The organism is Kitasatospora brasiliensis, assembly GCF_032654805.1.
In the GTDB taxonomy this organism is placed as follows: domain Bacteria; phylum Actinomycetota; class Actinomycetes; order Streptomycetales; family Streptomycetaceae; genus Kitasatospora; species Kitasatospora brasiliensis.
In genome coordinates this window covers 1492625-1508206 of record NZ_JAUOOW010000001.1, presented here as the reverse complement: position 1 = coordinate 1508206, position 15582 = coordinate 1492625, and the positions used below count along the sequence as shown (strand labels likewise).

Annotated in this window: 15 protein-coding genes; 6 read left to right on the top strand and 9 right to left on the bottom strand. The window is 69.4% G+C overall.

Annotated elements, in window-relative coordinates:
* Positions 1-45: 45 nt before the first annotated feature.
* Positions 46-858, top strand: a complete 813-nt coding sequence (locus QWJ13_RS06875) for an SAM-dependent methyltransferase (protein WP_316521219.1) — start codon at positions 46-48, stop codon at positions 856-858.
* Positions 859-875: 17 nt separating this feature from the next.
* Here the strand turns inward: QWJ13_RS06875 and QWJ13_RS06870 are convergent, their stop codons facing one another.
* Together QWJ13_RS06870 and QWJ13_RS06865 are read right to left on the bottom strand one after the other, a co-directional pair.
* On the bottom strand, positions 876-1829 hold the full coding sequence (locus QWJ13_RS06870) for a helix-turn-helix domain-containing protein (protein WP_316521218.1): 954 nt from the start codon (positions 1827-1829) through the stop codon (positions 876-878).
* A gap of 94 nt (positions 1830-1923) precedes the next feature.
* Positions 1924-2166 carry a DUF397 domain-containing protein gene (locus tag QWJ13_RS06865; RefSeq protein WP_316521216.1) on the bottom strand — a complete coding sequence of 81 codons (243 nt, stop codon included), beginning with the start codon at positions 2164-2166 and terminating at the stop codon, positions 1924-1926.
* Positions 2167-3202: 1036 nt separating this feature from the next.
* Here QWJ13_RS06865 and QWJ13_RS06860 point away from each other — a divergent pair.
* Together QWJ13_RS06860 and QWJ13_RS06855 are read left to right on the top strand one after the other, a co-directional pair.
* Entirely contained in the window at positions 3203-4783 is a 1581-nt protein-coding gene (locus tag QWJ13_RS06860) for a restriction endonuclease fold toxin-2 domain-containing protein (RefSeq protein ID WP_316521215.1), read from the top strand.
* A 42-nt stretch (positions 4784-4825) separates the two neighbouring features.
* On the top strand, positions 4826-5200 hold the full coding sequence (locus QWJ13_RS06855) for a hypothetical protein (RefSeq protein ID WP_316521213.1): 375 nt from the start codon (positions 4826-4828) through the stop codon (positions 5198-5200).
* A gap of 45 nt (positions 5201-5245) precedes the next feature.
* Here the strand turns inward: QWJ13_RS06855 and QWJ13_RS06850 are convergent, their stop codons facing one another.
* The gene (locus QWJ13_RS06850) at positions 5246-5935 is read right to left on the bottom strand and encodes a DUF4145 domain-containing protein (protein ID WP_316521212.1); all 690 of its coding nucleotides are present in this window, start codon (positions 5933-5935) and stop codon (positions 5246-5248) included.
* 1194 nt (positions 5936-7129) lie between these two features.
* Positions 7130-8038, bottom strand: a complete 909-nt coding sequence (locus tag QWJ13_RS06845; RefSeq protein ID WP_316521210.1) for an SRA domain-containing endonuclease — start codon at positions 8036-8038, stop codon at positions 7130-7132.
* Positions 8039-8384: 346 nt separating this feature from the next.
* Here QWJ13_RS06845 and QWJ13_RS06840 point away from each other — a divergent pair, with 346 nt between their 5' ends.
* Positions 8385-8936 (top strand): hypothetical protein, encoded by a 552-nt coding sequence (locus tag QWJ13_RS06840; protein ID WP_316521208.1) that lies wholly within the window; start codon positions 8385-8387, stop codon positions 8934-8936.
* Positions 8933-10468, top strand: coding sequence for a terminase large subunit domain-containing protein (locus QWJ13_RS06835; RefSeq protein ID WP_316521207.1), 1536 nt, complete (start codon positions 8933-8935; stop codon positions 10466-10468). The genes QWJ13_RS06840 and QWJ13_RS06835 overlap by 4 nt, the downstream gene beginning before the upstream one ends.
* A gap of 62 nt (positions 10469-10530) precedes the next feature.
* On the opposite strand, the gene QWJ13_RS06830 is transcribed toward QWJ13_RS06835, so the two are convergent.
* Complete coding sequence (locus QWJ13_RS06830; RefSeq protein WP_316521205.1) at positions 10531-11193, bottom strand: hypothetical protein; 663 nt, start codon at positions 11191-11193, stop codon at positions 10531-10533.
* A gap of 163 nt (positions 11194-11356) precedes the next feature.
* Between QWJ13_RS06830 and QWJ13_RS06825 the strand changes: the two genes are divergently transcribed.
* A complete protein-coding gene (locus QWJ13_RS06825) occupies positions 11357-11788 on the top strand; it encodes a hypothetical protein (protein ID WP_316521203.1) in 432 nt (143 codons plus the stop codon).
* A 10-nt stretch (positions 11789-11798) separates the two neighbouring features.
* Here the strand turns inward: QWJ13_RS06825 and QWJ13_RS06820 are convergent, their stop codons facing one another.
* The 4 genes from QWJ13_RS06820 to QWJ13_RS06805 all read right to left on the bottom strand — a co-directional run bounded on the left by QWJ13_RS06820 (position 11799) and on the right by QWJ13_RS06805 (position 15402).
* A complete protein-coding gene (locus QWJ13_RS06820) occupies positions 11799-12446 on the bottom strand; it encodes a hypothetical protein (RefSeq protein WP_316521202.1) in 648 nt (215 codons plus the stop codon).
* Between the two features lie 413 nt (positions 12447-12859).
* Positions 12860-13957: an IS110 family transposase gene (locus tag QWJ13_RS06815; RefSeq protein WP_316521200.1), complete on the bottom strand. Its 1098-nt coding sequence runs from the start codon at positions 13955-13957 to the stop codon at positions 12860-12862.
* A 189-nt stretch (positions 13958-14146) separates the two neighbouring features.
* Positions 14147-14839, bottom strand: a complete 693-nt coding sequence (locus QWJ13_RS06810; RefSeq protein ID WP_316521199.1) for a hypothetical protein — start codon at positions 14837-14839, stop codon at positions 14147-14149.
* Positions 14836-15402, bottom strand: a complete 567-nt coding sequence (locus QWJ13_RS06805) for an RNA polymerase sigma factor (RefSeq protein ID WP_316521197.1) — start codon at positions 15400-15402, stop codon at positions 14836-14838. The genes QWJ13_RS06810 and QWJ13_RS06805 overlap by 4 nt, the downstream gene beginning before the upstream one ends.
* Between the last annotated feature and the right edge of the window lie 180 nt (positions 15403-15582).

Genomic DNA, 15582 nt, shown 5'->3' with positions numbered 1-15582 from the left:
TGCCCGGGGATCACCCTGGGTTGATCTGGCCACGGAAGGGGCGCCGTGGGTACCGAGGATGGGCATTTTCGTGCCATCGACACCTCCATCCCGAGTGCAGCGCGTATGTATGACTGGCTGCTCGGCGGCGAGTTGAATTTCGAAGCGGATCGGAAGGCCTGCGAGGGCCTTCTGGAGATCGCTCCGAGCAGCCGCGAACTGGCTTTGAACAACCGGTGGTTCTTAGAGAGAGTCGTGCGCTTCCTCGCGCACGAGTGCGGGATCACCCAGTTCCTTGACCACGGGTCGGGCCTGCCGACCAGGCCCAATGTGCACCAGGTGGCCCAGGAGGTACGCGCTGATGCGCGGGTCGCCTACATAGACATCGACCCGATCGTGATCGCACACGGTCGTACTTCACTGGAGGTGAACAGCGGCACCAGGTTCATTGAAGCGAGCATGACCGATACCGGGCGGATCATCGAGCATGCCTCCAGGGGCGGATTCATCGACTTCAGCCGGCCCGTGGCTGCCCTGTGGGTATCCGTGATCCACTGCCTGAAGGATACGGAAGAGCCCGAGGCGATGATTCAGCGCATGCGGGAGCACCTTGCTCGCGGCAGCTACCTGGTGATCTGTCATCTGGTGAGCGACGACGAGCAGGTTCGCGAGGCGGTCACCGACCTGATGGACCAGGGCACGGGCGGCCACTGGGGGCGCGTGCGCGAGAAACGAGACGTCCGCCGCTACTTCAGCGGCCTCTCCGTCCTTCACCCGTACCTGGTGGACGTCACCCACTGGCGGCCGGACTCCGAGCTGCGCAGGCCGCAGGCGACGCACGAGTGGGTCGAGTTCGGCGGAGTCGCCCGTATCCCCTGAAGAAGAGAGCGGGCCCGTCAGCGGAGGAACCGCTGCCGGGCCACCTTCAGTATCTCCAGGCTCTCGTCACGGCCGGCGGCCTGCCCGAGCAGCATCGTCAGAGTGGTGCTGTGGCGGTCGAACGACGGTGCGCCCTCCTCCGGCTCGACCGGCCCGATGCCCTTGACGAAGTACCTGCCGCCGTCGCCGACCTCCAGGTAGATCACGGAGGGCAGGCCGGTGGACCCCATGCCGAAGTCCAACAGCGTCATGGAGCACACGCCCGACAGGACCTGCATGCCGTCCAACGGGACGATGCGGATCTGGATCCGCGGGTTGCCGGCGACGCCGATCAGGTGGTCGAACTGTCCGACCATGGTTTCCCTGCTGCCGATGCGGCGGAGCAGCATGCTCTCGTCGAAGAGGAAGATGCAGTCCGGAGGATCGGCGAAGACCTTGGCCTGTCGGTAGAGGCGCAGCTTCACCCGCTCCTCGATCTCGTCGGCACGCAGCGGCGGCTGGCTGCTGGCCATGACCGCCCTCATGTAGGCCTCGGTCTGCAGCAGCCCGGAGATGAGGTCAGCCTCGTAGGTCCACAGCCTGACGGCCGCGGGCTCCAGGCCGACCAGCTGCTCCATGAACGGAGGTGCGACGAGACCTGCCTGCTGCCACGCCGGCGGGTTGCTGGCCTGCTGGCCGAGCGTGACCAGCCAGGCCTTCTCGGCAGGGGGCAGGTGGTAGAAGTCGGCGAGGCGCTCCGCGTCCCCGGCCTGCATGATCGCGTTTCCGGTCTCGATCTTGCACAGCTTCGAGGCGGACATGTTGGTGCCGGTGGCTACGGCTGCCTGCTTCAACTTGCGGCTCAGCCGCAGTGAACGGAGCGTGGCCCTGGCGAGTACGGCCGCGACGGTGGGGTTCTGCTTCGGATCGGCGTCCGGGCGGCTGGCCGGGACACCGCCCTTAAATGCCTCGGAAGCGTCAAAAACGGACACGCGGGCCCCAGTGTGGGAGAGACCGGATGGGTAAACGGTCTCATGTTCTCACAAATCCAGGGCCGCGCGTCCGCGCTGTATTCCTGTGTGAATTCTAGTCGGTGACCATGTGGTCGTATTCGCCTGCCTTGACGCCTGCCAGGTGTGCGGCCCACTCGGGCTTTGTGAACAACAGTGCGGGACCGCCCGGGTTGCGCGAGTTCCGAACCGCCACCTCCCCCTGGACGGGGGCGATCTCGACGCACTGGCCGTTCGGAGAGCTCGCACTGCTCTTGACCCAGACTGCGTCGATCAGTCCGGCCGGCATCCCGTTCCAGTGTTCCGCCACGGCGATCATCCCTCTCGTGTTCGAAATTCTGGGCGCCCCGAAAAATATGACCGGACACCATGCTGTGCAGGTGGCCGAGTCGGGAAATTTCTGGAGGAAATTTCCTGGGGGTCGGGAATGAAGCGTAGTCCTCGATATTCGAACGTCGGACCCGCCAAATGGGTGACGGAAGTATTGTGCTGATAGCACTGCGATCGGTGGTGTGATGGAAGCGTGAGGGCTTGGCGCGCCTCCCGTCGACCTCGGGGAGCCCGCACCGGAGTGCGGGCCGTCGGGCTCGTGCCCAGGCCGAGCGAAGGGGCGCCTGCATCGTCGTGCCCGGCCGCAGGCCGGCGAGCGTGGGCGGGGAGGATGGTCCGACGGGGGTTGCCGCGGTCGCGGCGTACGGGGAGGCCGGGTGGCGTTGAGCAGGGCTGGGCGCCTGCGTCCCGGGACGTTCACCCGCTGCTCTGCCTCCCGGCCCACGGGCGAGGGTGAAGAGGTCCGCGTTCTGTCTGGACTGGTCATGGAAGGCGAGACGGGGACCGGCTCGGCACTGCTGCGGTGCCGAGTCATAGGTAGGGGCGGTACCGCCACGACCGGCGGTTGCCGGGCCCGCGACGGTCGCCCTGAGGCTCCTCGGGCCGGAGGAGGGTCGGGGCTGAGCGGCGACCGAACCTCGGTGGCCTTAGGTCGGGTGGCCTGGTTGCGGCTCTCGCGCTGGGCGAAGAGGCTGTGTGCGGACTCCCTGAACACCCGGAGCAGTTCAGCGGTCAGGGCGCCTCGGCTTCTTCGTCGTGAGTCTCGCGCAGTACACGGAGGGGCACAGGCAACAACCTGGTTGTTCAGGCCAGGAACTGACGGGTGGACGAGAAGGGTGCGGGGCATTCTAGGGGTCGGTGGATCCCGGTGAGCGACGCTCGGGATGTTGTCAGAGGGGCGGCGCGCGGCCTGCTCCTGTCCGGCGCCTCGGACCTCCGTCTCAGAGGCGCCCAGCCTTGCTACCGTGAACGGGGACGGACAAGCGGGGGGCTTGGTGACCAGTTTCCACGTCAAACCGGCAGACATGATCCTCTCCTCTGCCGGGTTCACCGACCTGCACAACACCGCTGCGCAGCTCTATCGCAGCCTGGTCTTCTCCATGGACGACATCGCGGGCATGGCCGGCGACGACGACGCGGGCAAGAAGTTCGCCGCCAAGTACGATCCCGCCGCGCAGAAGATCGTCGACGCGATGGCCCAGGTCGTCGGCCAACTCGGTGGAACTGCCAACGGCCTGTACACCATGGCGATCAACTACCTCCAGACCGAAGCCGACGTCGCCACCTCGCTGATGGCCCCGCAGAAACTCCCCGAGTCCGCGAACCCGGAGTGCGACGAGGAAGTCGCCAAGGCCGCGCTCCGCTCCGCCGTCGGCCACAATGACAGCGGTGCGATCCACGACTTGCTCAAGAAGTTCTGGCCCCAGGGCGACCCGGGCAAGCTCCGCCAGGCCGCCACCGGCTGGAAGAACTTCGCCGGTCTCGTCAGCCGCCTGGGCGTCGAGGGCGACAAGCGCGTCCAGCGGGTCACCGCGTCCAGCAGCTCCAGCGCCGTCACCTCCTTCGCGCAGAACTGGGCGTTGATGCACGACGGCTGTGCCACGCAGGGCCCGCTGCTCAACAGCATCACGAACGCGGCCTTCAAGTTGGGGCAGGCGTGCGAGGCGTACGCGCGGGAGGTCGAGGACCTGCGGGACAAACTGGAGGACCTTGCCGTCGGCGCCGGCATCGTCGCGGGTGTCGGGATCGCGCTGACGTTCTTCACGTTCGGCGGGTCCGACGTCGCCGCGGCCGGTGGCGAGGCCGCGATCGCGGCCGAGGCCGGCACCGCGGCGGTCGCGATGGCCGCAGCGGTGGAGGGCAGCGCGGAACTCGCCGTCCTCGCCGAGGCCGCGGCGGTGGTCGACAGTGCGGCGGCGAGCCTGATCCCGGTGGGAGCGGGGATCGCCGCCACGGCCACCGCGGCTGTCGTGCTGGCTGGGGCGGGCGACGCCGCGGCCGCGCCGGGCCCCAAGCCGCCTCCGTTCACCGTCACCCCCGGCATGCAGCCGCTGCCGCACGATCCGCTCAGCCCGTTCCCGCTGCTGCCCGCGCAGCAGCAGGCAGCGATCCGGGCGTGGATGACGCAGATGGAGCAGGACGGCCGCACGTACCAGGCCAACGGCCCCCACGCACCGGCACCGCCGGCCAAGGCCGACCCGAAGATCAACGCGAGGCGCGCCTACCAGGTCCGGGTGGCCGGGTCGACGGAGTACCGGCTGTACACCGACGTGACGGATCCCGCGACCGGCCGCGAACTGGGCATGGACGCCGATGGTGTCCGCCCGGAGGACGGCGCTGCGATCGACGCCAAGTACATCGGAACGCAGCAGAGTTGCCGATCGCCGTTTCGGCTCGACAACGCCGACAACGTCTTCGAGTTCGCATACGAGAACACCATGGAGGGGGAGTCGAAGAAGCTGGAGAAGTACGCGTCGGCGCTGAAGGACCCCCGCAACAAGGTCACCCACCTGGAACTCATCACCAACGACCCCAAGGCCAGCACTTATTTCCAGTCCCTCATGACGGCCCAGGGCGTCACCGGCCGCGTCCGAATCGAACCCTGACCGGGGCCTGCGAAGCCCGCACCACCGAGAGAAAGAGCACCCGTGGGATCCAGCTTCTACGTCAGCCCCGATCACGAGCAAGTCGGACCGTGGGCCTTCACCGGGGATCAGGTGGAGGAGTGTGTCCGGAGGTACTGGCCGGACGCCACGGTGAGCGCCGCGTTCGAGGGCTTCCTGGAGATCGTGGTGGACGTCGACTCCGGGCGGCCAGCGGAGGTGTCGTTCAACCTCCGGCACGGCATGTTCTCGTTCGAGGACCGGGGATCACCGGTCGGACCTCTGACCGTCCTCTACCAGGTACTGCACGACCTGGCGCCCGACGTACCCGTCGTGTGGTGGATCGACTACGACGTGGACCCTCAGCCCCTCGACCTGGCCGGAGGCCTCGAAGCGTTCATCGGGAGCTTTCCGGCGTAGCTGGTTGGTGCTGGGACGGCCGCCCGGGCCTGAGGCGCGATCTGGTCAACCCTGGGTGACTGGCGCGCTCGTGCTGTCCGCTGCCTGAACGGGGACGGTGGTTGCGGGTGCACGTTTCGACGAAGCCGTGGACCGGCGTTGCTCGTATGCCTTGTGCTTGGCGGCGAGGACGTACACGTACTCGACCAGCGCCTCCCCGAGGGCGAGGCCGTCTTCGGCATCCTGTCTGGAGACGTTGTCTCCATGCGCTCCGTCGTTGCCGAGGAATCGCAGCGAGTCTGCCCAGCCGAACAGGCGACCGTCGATGGTGCCCGCCGACTGCATCTCGGTGAGCTTCTTTGCCAGCGTGCCCTTGGCGTGGCCGTGGTCCCTGCAAATCAGCTCGACTGCGCGCCGCACCATCGTGGCGGTTGCTGCGTGCGCGCCAGCTAGCTCGAAGCAACGACGCGCTTCGGCCAGGGACTTCGCCACCTGACGGGGCACCTCGGGCGGAATCGGCCGGGAGGTAGTCGGCCACACGACCTCCGGCTCGTCCATGGTGTCGTCCGGTAGGGGGTCCTGAACCAGCGTGACGACACCGCCGCAGCCACCACACGACGCGAGCATCACGTGTCTGATCTCGTCCCGGCCGTGGTCGAAATCGGGTTGCTCGGTTACCGCGCCGTGAACGGTCATCGAGTGGTGCCGCATGCAGGTGGGACAGAAGGCGATCTCGGCTGGCAAGGTGCTAGTCACCGGGGAACGCTACTCGGCGGTTGGCGGAAGTGTCGAGGTCATAGTCGGGTACCTGCCGTGTGGTAGATCACGGGTGGTGACGCGGGGCGCACCGCGGAGGACCTGCTCCCCCCGCCCCGCTCGGGACCAGCGCCGCGGTCGAGCAGGCGTTGCCGGCGCTGTGCATCCGCTCGCGTCGGTCGAACGCGACCTCGCGCTGCGGTAGCCGGGCTCGGCCGGGCTAATGCCTAGATAGGCGGAGGGGGTGGGTGGCGCCATCGTACCCGGCTGGCAGTCGACAAGCGCGAGCGCGGGCAAGTGCTCGTCAGTCGGAGGGGCGGTGCTCTCGTGGCGTACCTGGAGAGGTCGGACGGCGTTGAGCAGGACGGAGCGCCTACTTCCCGGGGCGTCCACCCGCTGCTCGTCCTCCCGGCTCACGGGCGACGGTGAGCAGGTTGGCGTCCTGCCTGAATTAGAGCAGCGGAGGGTGAGGACGAGAGCGGCCCGGCACCGCAGCGGTGCCGGGCCGGAGGGCAGTCGGGCCGCGGTTATGACTGGCGACCGCCGGGCCGACGGCGGTTCGCGCCCCGGTTCCTCGACGCGGGCGTCCGCTGGGCCTGGGCGATGACCCGGACCTCGACGGCCCGTTGCTGGGCCGGCTGGGTGCAGCGACGGCGGGCGGCAGCGCGGTGGAGCTCACCGACTCGCCGCGACGGGTACAGGGGAGCGGGCGCCTCGGCGTCGGCCAGGACCGAGCTTACGGAGGCGGTCGAGGGGAAGTCGGTCCGCTTCCGGCGCTGAGCGATCACCTGGCGGAGGAGGTCGAGGAGGACGGGCAGGGCGAACCTGGCCGCCTTCATCATGTTGTCGTCAGAGCAGAGTGTTGCGAAGACGTGGAGCACGTCAGACCCCCAGGATTGTTGGACGCGGCCAGGCTGGCAGCGTTGCGTTGGCGTGTCCGGCCCGTAGCCGGCGGTGGGGGCGTGCCAGGTGGGCGCCCCCAGGGGTCCGAGTCGGAGTCGGCTCGGAGCCTTGCGTGTACGGGAGAGTTACCTCTGTCACTCGTGTGCTGACGGTTTCGGCAGGTGGGAGTGGTCGGACATACTGGGGGTGCTCCTGTTCGATGAGACGGGCAGTGAGGGGCCGGCTCGCGGAGCCTGAGAAACGACGCGAGCGGCTGGTTGATTCTGATGCCGGGGGTCCCCACCCTCGGCATCAGTCTTTGCTGGACCTGAAGCCGGTGTCCGGGTCAGGCCAGACGACCTCGATGGAGAGGCTGGTGCACAGGTCGAGCAGGTCCGGGTACGGCTCGGATGGCAGGATGATGCCCATGGACGCGGTGCCGCCCTGCCGCCAGCGGTAGTCCAGCAGTTGCCCGATCGCCTGGCGCACCGCGGTGCGCGCGGCTGAGGACTTCACCTCGTAGATGGTCTGGGTGGTCTCGTCGAACAGATCGACGAGACCACTGCCGGGTTCGTACGGCACGGGCAGTGCGAGCCGCGAGGTCCTGTGGCCGCGAGCGTGGAGATGGGCGATGAACCTTGCCACGAGCTCGGTTTCATGATTCCGCGAGGGGGCCCGAGTACCCAGGGCTTCGCCTAGGGGGCCGTTTCGCAGCCTTGCCTCCCGCTGGCGTCGAGCGATCTGCCCCGGGTCCACGAACGGCACGTTGTCGCCGCCGACCGGGCGCAGTCTGAAGTTGATGACTCGACGGGCCTGGCCGTGCCGGTCCACCTCGTCCGCGTAGTAGTAGGGGTTGTCCGCGGCGACTTCGAACTCGCCGATGTACTTGTAGAGGTGTTCACCGCCGACGCGGCGGGTGCCGCGGTCCTGGAAGACATGGACTCGCCGCCCGTCTTCTTTGTGGTGAAGGAGGGCCCGGTTGCTCTGGGTGAACTGCTGGTCGCCCTTCGCGCCTTCGCCCACGTAGTGGAGGGTGCCATCCGGCGACAAGCCGGGGGCGGGGCTGCCAGGCTCGGGGAGGCCGATGAAGACCAGGATGTGCTTCCCCTTGGTTGGCGAGATCCCGCCTTGCAGTCGGCCGCCGAACAGGTCGTGGACCTGGCGGCGGGTCAGCGTGGCGCCCGGCTGAATTGATTCATTCGTCATCTGCACCTCCTCCATGATGGTGAAGCTACCCCACTTGGCACTTTAGGTCAAATGATGACCTAAATCTACATCGCAACCTGGCCTTCCTCCGCTTCGGAATGGGCAAGTGCAGGTCGCCTCCGGAAATTCCCGAGCTCGGGCAGTTTGGAAGTGGCTTGGGTCACGCATCGCTGGCCGCCCGAGCCCACCAGCGGCCCACAGGCCCTCCCAGCCGGCGCGGGCCCGATCTCGCCGGTCGAGGACTGCGCGGTGGCCTCGGCGTGGAGAAGGGGAGTAGGCCTCGCACGTGGTCACCGGCGGGATCGCCCCGTAAGGGATCATGGGGGGTGGCGCGGGGGCGCACCACGGAGGACCTGCGCCCATGCCCCGCCCCACCCGGGCCCAGCGCGCCGCGATCGCCCAGCGGCGGGCCGACGCCGTCGAACTGCGTCTCGCCGGCGCCGATCCGCTGACCGTTGGCCGCAAGCTCGCCGCCGACCCGACCGTGAACTCGGATCGGATCGCCTACCCGTGCGGGTACGGCCACGAGCTGTACTCCAAGGGGCGCCCCGGTCCGGACGACGAGACGCTGGTGCGCTCGGTCAACCGGGACGTCACCGAGGCCCTCGACCGTCGGCTCGCCGCCGCGCAGGCCGATGTCGAGGCGCTTCGCGCGCTGGAGGACGCCCGCCTCGACCGGCTGTTTCTCGTCGCCTACCGGCGGGCGGTGCGCGACGGAGAACTCCAAGCGATCGACCGGGCTCTGCGGATCATGGAGCGCCGAGCCCGGCTCCTCGGCCTGGACCAGCCGGCGCGTACAGAGATCACCGGCCACGACGGCGGCCCGATTGAGGTCGCGGCGGACACCACCAGCGACGAGCTGGCCGCGCTGATCGCCCTGACCGACCCGGCCGCCGCCCGGGACGAGGAGTGACCGGGATCGAGGACCTGGTCGAGCGGTACCGGGTCCTTCCCGCCGAGCGGCGCCGAGCCATCGCCGCGCAGGCCTCGCCGGCGTTGCGTGCCCGGCTCGCGGCGGTCGAGCGCGACATCGCGCTGCGGCACTCGCCAGGCTCGCTCGCCGCGCTCCTGACCGACGGCCGGGAGATGCAGGCCGCGCACCTGGACCTGATCGACGACGCGTTCCGGCGTATCGCGGCAGGAGAAACGGTTCGCCTGCTGCTGACGATGCCGCCGCGGCACGGCAAGAGCCGGCGGGCCGCCAGGTGGGCGCCGTTGTGGTACCTCCTTCAGCGCCCGGACCACCGGGTCATGATCGCGTCGTACTCGGCCGACCTTGCGGATGATCACGGCAGGTGGATCAGGGACGCGATCACCACCTGGGGCGAGCAGCTCGGCGTCACGCTGCACCCGGGGTCGAAGGCGGCGAACCGGTTCGACATCGCGGGCCGGGAGGGTGGCCTGTTCGCGGCCGGTGTGGGCGGCGGCCTGACCGGCAAAGGCGCGAACCTGGCGATCATCGACGATCCGATCAAGGACGCCGCGGACGCCCAATCGCCCACGATGCGACGGCGGTTGTGGGAGTGGTGGCAGGCCGTTCTGCTAACCCGCGTCGAACCGGGTGGCAGCGTGATCGTCATCCAGACCAGGTGGGACGAAGATGATCTCGCGGGTCGGATCCTCGCGGGGGAGACGGCGTCCGACTGGACGATCATCGACCTGCCGGCCATCGCAGACAGCCCCGACGACGCGCTCGGCCGGAAGGTCGGAGAACCGCTGTGGCCCGCCCGGTACGGGAAGAAGGCGCTCGCCGGGATCCGCCGTGCCGTCGGCGAGCGGGTGTGGGCGAGCCTGTTCCAGCAGCGGCCCCGCCCTGTCGAAGGCGGGGTGTGGCGGCGGGCGTGGATCGACACCGCCCGGATCACGGCGGTGGAGTTCTCCGGTGTCGAGCTGGCCCGGGTGGTCGTCGCCGTCGACCCGTCCGGCGGCGAGAGCTCCGTCAACGACGAGACCGGCATCGTCGGCCTCGGCCTCGACTACCACGACCACCTGTACGTCGTCGCGGACGAGTCCGGCACCCTCGGCGCGAACGACTGGGGCCTCACCGCCTGCCGGCTCGCGCTGCGGCTGCGCGCCGACGCGATCGTGGTCGAGGCGAACTACGGCGGCAACATGGCCCGCCAGATCCTCGCCCAGGCGTGGGACCAACTCGCCCGCGAAGGCGAGACCCTCGGTCAGCTGATGCCGCTGATCGTCGAGGTCAACGCCAAGGTCGGCAAGAGGCTGCGCGCCGAACCGGTGGCGCAGCTGTACGAGCAGGGCCGGGTGCACCATGTCGGGCACTACCCGGAGCTGGAGGGCCAGATGGTGACGTGGGTCGCGGGGATGGATAGCCCCGACAGGATGGACGCCGCAGTGCACGGCATGACCGAGCTGGCGGGCGCCGGGCAACTCGACGCGCTCGCGCAGGGCATGGACGACAGTCGGCTGTTGGGCCGCCGGTGACCGTGGGACTGGAGGGTGTGCAGGGAGCGGTAGGGCCACCTGCACACCCCGCCGCGGGCCGCTCAGGCGTGACGCCACTTCTCGGGGAAGCCGGGAAGGCGGGCGGCGTCCTCGCACAGCGCCCGCCAGCACAGCCACGTGCGGTACCGGCCGGTTTCGGTGGTGTTGTCTCGGCTGCTCCGGAGGGCGTTGAGCCGGGCGTCGAGCCGCGGCCCGACCAAGATGGGCCAGTACTCGAAGCGCCCGTCGAGCGGCACCACCGAGGGGTCGTTCACCTTCTCCCGGAAGAAATCCGCGAACTCCTCGATGTCGGAATCGGTCAGCGTCCAGCCTTCCGGAATCTCCGGTGGGGCGGGAGGACTCTCGTTCCTCCACAGCACCTCACCGGTCGCGTGATCGACCGCGGTCAGCCACCGTTCTCGGGGAACGGGCCGGGTGGTGACGAACCAGGAGTCCGGGTCGGAGCCGGGGGTGTTCAGGTTGCGGCCCTCGGTCGAGGCTTCGAACCTGGCGATCAGCCAAGGGTGGACGCCGTACTCGGGGTGGACGGAGATGCGGACGTGAAGGCGTTGCGGATCGACCCCGGTTCCGCCGCCGTCGGGCCGGTCGGTGAGCCACAGCAGCGGGAGGTTGTCGAGCGACGAGGTCTGGTGGCTGAGAGGTTCCAGCTGGCCGCTGTCCTGTATCTCTGCCCAGCCGTCGCGGCTGGCGTAGTGGTAGATCACGGTGCTCAGTCTGGCAGTCCGGGGCCCAGGCGGAGGGGCCGCCGGCGCCAGGCCGGGCGGCCCGTAGGGTGGCGGGCATGCCGACCTCCTCCTCCGAACCCCGAAACGTCAACGACGTGGTTGAGATCCTGCTCGCCGCGCAGGAGACCGGCGACGCGGCCTGGTGACCGCGGCGTTGCAGTCGCCGGTGCTCCGGCAGCTGGACCAGCAGCATCGAGGGCTCGGCAACATCCACCTCCCGTACGCCTTCGCGGGACTGCTGCTCCGGGAATGCCCGCCGGGCTCCCGCGACCTCCAAGGGGTCCCGGACCTGCGCCGACTGGTACACGCGGCGACCGATGAGACGCTGCACGCCCGAGTGGAGATTGCCGAGGACCTGGGCACGCCGTTCGGCATCGCGGACGCCAAGGCCGAGGACGCCCGCTTCGTCGGCGCCATCCCGCTCGCGCAGGAGTTCGTGAGGCTCTGCCACCTCCAGCCGAAGGCCACCGCCGAGTTCGTCCGGCGGGAGACCCTGCGGTCCGCCTCCATGGTCGACGAGGTCTGGGGCCTCCTGTACGAGGCGTGTTCCGCTGTGCGGGGGTACCGCAGGTAGGGCGGACGTGCTACCGAGGCGAGGCGAAGACGGCGTCCCGCAAGACCTCGGCGACGGGCGTCCAGGTACCTCGTTCGTCCAGAGCGCCCGGCCAGTGCCCGGTCGGGTTGGTGGACAGCTGCTGGGGACGGTTGCCGGGCGTGCCGTAGGCCAGGGCCGCGACGGTCCGCAGGTCGACCTGCGAGCCGCGTGCCCGGCCAGCGTCATGGACCAGCCGCGCCATCGCCTGGGGGCCTGACTTGTCGAGTTCCCGCATCGTGGCCCGCACCGTGATGTCGTGGATGCCGCCGCGGCGGGTGAGACCGCCGATGACCGTGCCGATACTGGGGCCACCAGGTAGGTGCGCCTGTCGACCGGGCGCGGTGACGACGAGCGCGGCGAAGACCGCGAGGACGGTGCCCAGGGCGTTCTCCTCGGCGGCGATCTGGTGGCGGTCCTCGACTACCTGGGTGAGCGGCAGCGGAAGGCCTGCTTCGATCGCGGCCGGGTAAAGGGTGGACGGTTCGCCGCTCGCCCTGAGCCAGGCTCCTGGCATCGTCCCGTCCCCGGGGAGGGCCCAGCCGCGCGCCCGGGACACCCAGGGCCCGTCGGCGGGCGGCGTGGTGGCCAGGTGATGGCACAGCGTGCCCAGGTACGTTTCGTCGAGAGGGGAAGGCATCGAACTGTTCTCCTTCGGAGGGGGAGGTGGGGAGTGGGCGGCCGGGCCGTCGCCGTTCCCTCCTCGGGGTTCGTGACCCGGCTTGCACAATTCAGGCGTACGGGCCCGGCCGCCCGCCCAACCACGATGCCTGAGCGGCCTCGGGTGGGCGGAGAGACGGCCGGGCCGGGCACCGTATCCGCGTCGGGGCTCGGGACCCGGGGTGTAGTTCTGGGCGTGTTCCCGGTCCGGCCGTCCGTCCGTCCACCCGAGGTTCAGGCGGTTGTGGCTTCTTCTGCGGGGGCGCGCGGCCAGGCCGCGGCGGCGTCGAACTCGATGTCGTGGAGCAGGCAATGGTGCAGCGACAGCAGCAACTTGGCGTACAGGCGCCGCAGGGCGGCGTTGTGTCGGTCGCCGGCGTCGCGGCGCAGGTCCTAGTACGCCCGGCACTCCTTGGACTTCGTGAGCGTGGCGAACGCCCAGTGGTGCCCATAGGCGGCCAGGTGCTTGTTCGCGGAGATCCTGCGGTGCATGACGGTGCGGGATGATCCGGACGCCCAGGTGAAGGGGCGGGCGGCCGCGTAGGCGGCCATTCCCTTTCCGGTGGGGAAGCGGGCCGGGTCGTCGCCGAGTTCGCCGAGCAGGCGCGCGCCGGTGAGCGGGCCGATCCCGGGGAACGAGAGGTAGATCTCGCTCTGTGGGTGCTGGAGGAACAGGCCGATCGCGGCGTCGGTCGCGCACTCGACGTTCTGGCACGCCACGTTGACGAACTGGAGCGTCGACAGCACCCCTTGTCCGAGGGCGTCCTCCAAGGCGGCCGGGTTGCGCAGGACGGGCTCGCGGAAGAGAGCGTGGAGCCGCTCCGTCTCCGCGTCGAGGAGCCGGGTACGGCCGCCGCGTTCGAGCGCGGCGCGGATCTGCCGCCGGGTGAGGCGGGCCGCCGTGCCGCTGGTCGGTGCGAGCGCGATGATCTCGCGGGCCTCGGGGCGGAGCAGCCGGTCTTCCATGGTCGCCCAGGCCTGGACGGCGGCTGGGTGGACCTGGCGGAGCTGGGCGCGCAGCTGGAGGTAGTGGTACTGGCGGGTGCGGACCGCTCGGAGCTGGGCTCGGGTCAGGGCGCCGATGGCGTTGGCGTGGTCGGAGCTGCGGTGCAGCGGCCGGTGGAGGTGGCCGTCGGTGCGCAGGATGTTGGCGAGCAGCAAACAGTCCCCGGCATCCGACTTCTTCCGGTTGCCGGGGTTGATCCGGCCCCGGTAGCGGGCGACGGTCGCCGGGTGGATCGGCACGACGGGTTGGCCGTGCTGCTGGAGCGCGGAGACCAGCAGGCCGCGGCTCGCCTCGATCGCGATGGGCACGGCCTTGCGGCTGAAGGAGTTGCTGGCGCGCAGCCCGGAGAGGACTTTGAGCACCTCACGGACGCCGGCGGGCGTCGCCTCGAAACGGCCGCTTGCCACGAGTTGACCGGTGCGATCGACGACGGCGAGGTCGTTTAACTTCTCAGACCAGTCAATACCGGCATATAGCGATGCCACGATGCCCCCTTCGGCCAGCCGCCGTACGGGCCGCCCGCCGACACCATGGGGCCGCTGGCCGAATCACAGCTCGGGCATGGGGCGGCGGGCTCCCCGCCGGGTGGCCATCCGGAGCCACGAATGGAACATAAATGTTCCACCCGGGTCATGGCAAGCGCGACCCTGCGTGAGGCGGGGGAACTGGTGGGCTCAGCGGGCGAGTTGCCCGGTGATGATTGGGGAAGGCTGCGGGATTTCGCCGAAGTCCTCGTCATCGCAATCGACTGTCAACCTGTTGATGACAGCTTCGAGGGCGGCGGGAAGGCGGGGGCTGAGGCCTTCGTGGCAGCGGGCGAGTATGTCGAGCCGGACGTCGTCAGGCAGGAGAGGGGTGACGGTTCGTCCGGTGTGCGGCGCGGCGCGCGACTTGGTTGCCAGCTGCTCGGTCTGGCCGCGCCAGTGGGCGGCGTCACGGGTCTCGCCGAGGCTCAGATGGTGCAGGTGGAGCAGGTAAGCGGCGGTGGCGTTGCCGCCTCCGGCGGCGAACTGCCACCAGAACTGGGCGCCTTCGGGCCTGTCGGTGATGTGCAGCAGGCTGGCGAAGACGAGCGCGCCTTCGGGGTGGACCTGGTCGGAGTTGACGAGCCGGGCGAGGGAGCGGCCGGCCTGGGGTGCGTTGAGCACCAGAGCGATAGTCAGATTCAGTTCGTGGAAAGCCTGTTCGTGCTCCGAGGGGAAGGGTGGCGGAGCTGCCGTGATGTGGGCGGCTGCGGCGGGCGGGGCGGTTGTGGTGCAGGTGTAGACCCTGGCCGTGGGTGTACCCGTGCCCAGGTGGAGGGCGCGGGCGGGACTGTCGTGCCAGGAGAGCAGGCTGGGGTGTTGGTCGGCGGCGGGTCGGCTCACTGTTCTTCCTTCGACCGTTCGGCGAGGTCGGGCCGTCCGATGGCGCGGGCCAGACGGCGGCGGGCGTGGCGCAGATTTGAGCGATAGGTGGCCACGGAGGTGCCGAGGTAGGCTGCGGCCTCCTGGTCGTCCAGGTCGAGGCAGTACCGCAAGATCACGCAGTCGTACTGCTTCTCGGGCAGGTCGAGGATCGCGGTCATCAGGCCGATCCGCTCGGGCAAAGTCTCCAGGCTGATGCGGGCCTGGTGGCGGAAGTGGTCGATCACGGCGTCCATTGCCGCGGTCTGTACGGCGATGGGTTCGCTCTGTGCGGCACGCCAGTGCGCAAGGTGTTCCTTGAGGAGCCTCCAGGCGTAGGCGGCTGGGATTTCTTGGCGGAGGGCGAGGGCCCAGTTGCGGTGCAGATGTTCTTTGGTGGCGGCCACTACCAGTTCGGGGCCGTCGTCGCGATGGCCTACCTGGGTGCGGACGAAGTTTGCCCAGGCGCGCTCGTGCGTGGCGCAGAACGCGTCGAAGGTGAGAGTGAGGCGTGCACCGCCTGTCGTGCCGTTGGTGTCGTTCACGGCCCGGCCTCCCCTGAGGCCGCCGACATTGGGCGGCTCGTCCCGGTTGATCATGGTGGTGCCCCTCCCCGGACCGGATTCGGTCGGTGCTGGTACGTCAGGGGGAACTCGTGTCCCCTTGCCACACATGCAAGCGCAGTTGGGGCCCCTCGGTGCAAAGGAGGCGCAAAGAAGTTGACG